Source organism: Clostridium sp. Marseille-P7770, from assembly GCF_902143525.1.
In the GTDB taxonomy this organism is placed as follows: domain Bacteria; phylum Bacillota; class Clostridia; order Lachnospirales; family Lachnospiraceae; genus Pilosibacter.
The window spans coordinates 1-3,924 of the sequence record NZ_CABFVC010000014.1; the positions used below are offsets into that span (position 1 = coordinate 1).

The 3,924-nt window shown below is 53.5% G+C and carries 6 protein-coding genes; all 6 read right to left on the reverse strand.

Translation table 11 applies throughout. The annotated features are described in order from the left end of the window. Window positions 1–223: recombinase family protein (locus FN001_RS17865; protein ID WP_185911984.1), on the reverse strand; the 223-nt coding region annotated here is incomplete at its 3' end. A gap of 111 nt (window positions 224–334) precedes the next feature. Beyond that, on the reverse strand, window positions 335–523 hold the full coding sequence (locus tag FN001_RS17870; protein WP_002569233.1) for a transposon-encoded TnpW family protein: 189 nt from the start codon (window positions 521–523) through the stop codon (window positions 335–337). Further along, window positions 520–1,377: an ATP-binding protein gene (locus FN001_RS17875; protein WP_098924872.1), complete on the reverse strand. Its 858-nt coding sequence runs from the start codon at window positions 1,375–1,377 to the stop codon at window positions 520–522. The genes FN001_RS17870 and FN001_RS17875 overlap by 4 nt, the downstream gene beginning before the upstream one ends. After that, the gene (locus tag FN001_RS17880) at window positions 1,374–2,117 is read right to left on the reverse strand and encodes a phage replisome organizer N-terminal domain-containing protein (protein WP_109215853.1); all 744 of its coding nucleotides are present in this window, start codon (window positions 2,115–2,117) and stop codon (window positions 1,374–1,376) included. Before FN001_RS17880 ends, FN001_RS17875 begins: the two co-directional genes overlap by 4 nt. After that, window positions 2,107–2,319: a hypothetical protein gene (locus tag FN001_RS17885; protein ID WP_005927784.1), complete on the reverse strand. Its 213-nt coding sequence runs from the start codon at window positions 2,317–2,319 to the stop codon at window positions 2,107–2,109. The genes FN001_RS17880 and FN001_RS17885 overlap by 11 nt, the downstream gene beginning before the upstream one ends. Before the next feature lie 184 nt (window positions 2,320–2,503). Further along, window positions 2,504–3,924, reverse strand: a 1,421-nt coding sequence (locus FN001_RS17895) for a relaxase/mobilization nuclease domain-containing protein (protein WP_142412762.1), incomplete at its 5' end; no start/stop codon positions are given.

Consider the following 3,924-nt stretch of genomic DNA (forward strand, 5'->3'; position numbering starts at 1 on the left):
CAATGTCCGCAAGCATGGCTTGAAAACCGGGTCTTTGAAAGTTCGCACCAGAATAACCGTCGTCCGTGTACCAGCGCAGATTGGAAAAGCCGTTCTGCTTTGCATAGGTTTCAAGAATACGCTTCTGATTGGAAATGGAATTGCTTTCGCCTTGCAGCTCGTCCTCATGGGAAAGTCTTGGGTAAAGGGCGGTAATTGGTTGTTGGTTGGTCTGTCTTAACATAAAATCCTCCGTTTCCGACAGCCAGCCCCACTATTCCGTACCTTGATTGTACCACATGGGGCGGCTGTCTGTATAGCGGCAAAAGCGTCAAATCTGCTTCTTTATGGTCGGTCAAATCGCCGTTTTTTGTGTAGCAGCTTCCGCTTCCAGCACTTTCATCATCTTGTCGGCTGCGGTGTCGGTTGCGCCCTGCTTGAAGAAGCCGGAAACGGTAAGGACGGAGTTGCCCATGCGGATTTCCGTTACACAGTCCGGGCGGCGGTCTGTTTTGGTGGTGCTTGTCTGTTTGGTTTCTGTCATAGGCTCTCCTTTCGCTGCTTCATCAGCTGCTTTAAGCGTTCCAGCTTTTCCTGTGCGGTTTCCTTTCGGAAGTTGCTGCCCGTGAAGCGGACAGGGGCGCACATGGAAGTCAGCCTGTCATAGATACGGGCGTGGGGCGTGTCCTGCGGGTGCTGCAATTCCTCCAGCGTGAGGTTGGTCGTGGCGATCAGCGGCTTGCCGCTTCGGTAACGGCTGTCAATCACGCTGTAAACCTGTTCCAGCCCGTATTCTGTCCCTCGCTCCATACCGAAATCATCAAGTATCAGCAGGGGGTAGCTGCAAAGGCGGGAAATATATTCGTTCCTGCCCTCAAAGCTGGCAGCAAGGTCATTGAGTATCGTTGCAAAGTTTGTCATGCGAACGGCAACCTCTTTTTCCATAAGGGCGTTGGCGATACAGGCGGCAAGGTAGCTTTTTCCTGTCCCCACGCCTCCCCAAAACAGGTAGCCGATATTTTCAGCCTGCATGGTTTCCCAGCTCTCCACATAAAAGCGGGCGGTTTCGGTCTGTGGGTTTCTGCCGTTGTCATGCTCAAATGTCCAGTTCCGCATAGCGGGGTCGGCAAAGCCCCGGCGTTTCAAGTCCTCCACTGTTTCAAGGTGCTTCTGTCGGCTTTCGGCGGCTTGCTGCTTTTCACGGGCTGCCCGCTGGCAGTCGCAGTCTGTTGGGTGTCGGTCATGCCCTAACCATTGGGCGGTTTCTTTTGAAAAGTAGGCTTCTTTGGGCGTATGGCACTTGCCGCAGTATAAAAGCCCGTCCTCGCCTGTGTAGTCCTCCGCTTCGGCGGTAGTGGTTGTAATATCCGTAATCATAGCTTCAATCTCGTTTTTCATAAGCTCTCGCCCTCCTTACATGAATAATCGGGTATGCCCTGTTTCGGGGCAGCCTTGCCTTTGGCAGCGTCCTCCTGCGCCCACTTGTAAATGGTGGCTGCATGGCTCTGGTACTGCTTCCCGGTGGAAGCGATATGGCAGGAAAGCCGGTCAATATAATACTCCCACTTGTCGGGCAGCTCTGTTTTCAGCCCGGAAAGCTCTGTATCGGTCAGTATCACATTGTTGTATCTGCCATAAGCGGCGGGGGCGGGGTGTCCCGTTTCTCCCTCTCTCTCTTTTTCTATCTCTTTCTCTAACTCTATCTCTATCTCTGGTGGACGAATGTCGGACAAATGTCCGCCTTTTGTCCGGGGCGGTAAAAGTGCCTTGTTTTCCAGCCTTGCAGCCCGTTTTCTCTCGGCTTCGGTAGAGGACTGTCCTATCATCAGCTCAATATCGGTCATATAAAAAGCCCCGCTGTCAAGCTGCTCCACAAGCCCCAACTGCCGGAAAATCTCTAAAGCCCTTTCAACCGTCCCTATCTGGTGGCGGGTCAGTGTCGCTATCATCTGCGCTGTGTAGGGGATATGCTCGTCAAGCTGCAACTTCCCGCCGTTTTTCAGAGATTTTAAGTACAGCTTCAAGAGGATATTGGAATATAAAATCCCGTCTTTCATATCTTCCAGCAGCACAATGGAGTCGCTGTCAAAAAAATTCTCTTTCAGCTTGAGGTAGTAATACTTGCGGTTATCTGCCATTGTCCCTGTCCTCCTTTTTCCGGCGTTTGGAGTAGTAGCGGGGGCAAAGTATGATAACCGCCCGGAAGCTCTGCTTACAGCTATGGGTACAGCCCCGGCAGAGGTCGTTGTATGTGATACGGTCGCAGGTGGTATTCCCGACTTTTACTTGCCGCAGGAAAAAAGACCATTCCAGCCGCCGTTTCTTGCTCATTCTTGGCATGGGTGCGCTCCTTTCTGCCGTTTCCGCTGGTGTGGCGGTATCGACGGTAATTCTGTATCATCTCGGTATCATTTTCGGGGTTTTTCTGCCCTGTAAGCCCGTTAAAAAATCCTTTGGTATTGCGGGTAGAGTACGGGGCAGCCCCCTTGTTCTGTATGGGTTCGGGTACATTTTGGGGTGGTTTTTATCGTTCCTGTTCCTGCCTTTTCACAGGCTTGCGCTCCCGGCGTAAAATCTGGTCGATATTGCCCTTGACAATCTGTAAGCGGCGGTATTCCTCCCGTTTTGCCCGGTAATCGTTGTAGCCGCTGTTTTTCTCTTTGATAAGGCTTTCAATCTCTGCTTGCAAGGCTTTATAGCCCGGCAGCTTGGAAATGCCGTTCTCCCTGAAATAACGGGCGGCTGCGTCTGCTATGATAAAGTCGCTTTCGTGCTTCTGTCGGTAGGCTGCTTTTGCTTTGGCGTTTTTCTGCTGTTTCAGCCCGTCCCGGACAGGGCGGGTCTTGGAATAGGCAAGTACCTGCCGTTGCAGCTCCTTTTTCCTGTTCAGCGTCTTTTCCACCTGCTTCAGCTCTGTAAGGCTTTCCTGCATGGCGGCATAGGCGGCAGAACAGGCTTCGTCCAGTTCCTCCGGGGAGGAAAAGCCGTACTGCTGGTAGGCGGTAACGGTAGCCGCCATCTGCTTTAGGTTGTGCTTTGCCGCCCAGCGGTCATAGCCCACGCCCTTGCCCTCGGCTCGCTTGGCTTCCCGGTCAACCATGCGCTGCAAGGTGTTGTCTGCCGGGGCGGTTTTTGCGGTTTTTTCCTCCTGCAAGCGTCCCTTTTGGGTATGTGGGTATTCCGGTATGGCTTTAGGCTTTTCGGCGGCTCTGTGGGCATTCTGCGTGAGCAGGGCAAGGACAGCAGCCTTGTCAAAATCGTCCCCCAGCTTCCGGGCTGTGATAGGCTTTGTTCTGTCCGGCGTGAGGTAGGAAAGCCGCCCCCGGCTCTCCTTGACGGTCACGCCCTCCCGCAGCAAAAGGGAAGAAAACTCGTCAAAGCTGGTAGCTTGGGAAAGTGCCTGCCGTATCGTCCGGCGCAGCTTCGCCTTGTCCGTTTCAAACTTGGTGGGCTTGGTCGGTTGTCCGGCGGCTTCTCTGGCGGCGTTCTCTTTATCAAGGGCAAGCTGCCCTTTCTTTGCCGCCCAGTATTCCCGTTCTGTTATCCGTTCCTTGCTGCCGTTCAAGAGGTCGATTTGGTAAAGCCCCTCCCGGTGGCACATCTCCATAACTTCACTCTTGAAATATTCCATAGCGGCGTTGGTACAGCGGTGCTTGCAGCCCTCCCGTGTGTCGGCTGGTCTGTCCATGTAGGGCAGAAGCGGGACTTCATAAATCCGCAGGGAGTTGATGACGATATGCACATGAATGTTGCCGCTGTGGTTATGCCCGTCCGGGTGGGTGCATACAAGGGCTTGGTGTCCGGGGAAATGCTCTTTACAGAACTGCTCGCCCAGCTCCTGCGCCCGGTCTACGGTCAAGCCGTTGTCTGTCCCGTCCCGTGGGTCAAAGCTGATGATATAGTGGTGGCTTTTCACATCTTCCCGTTTTTGGTTTTTCTCATAGC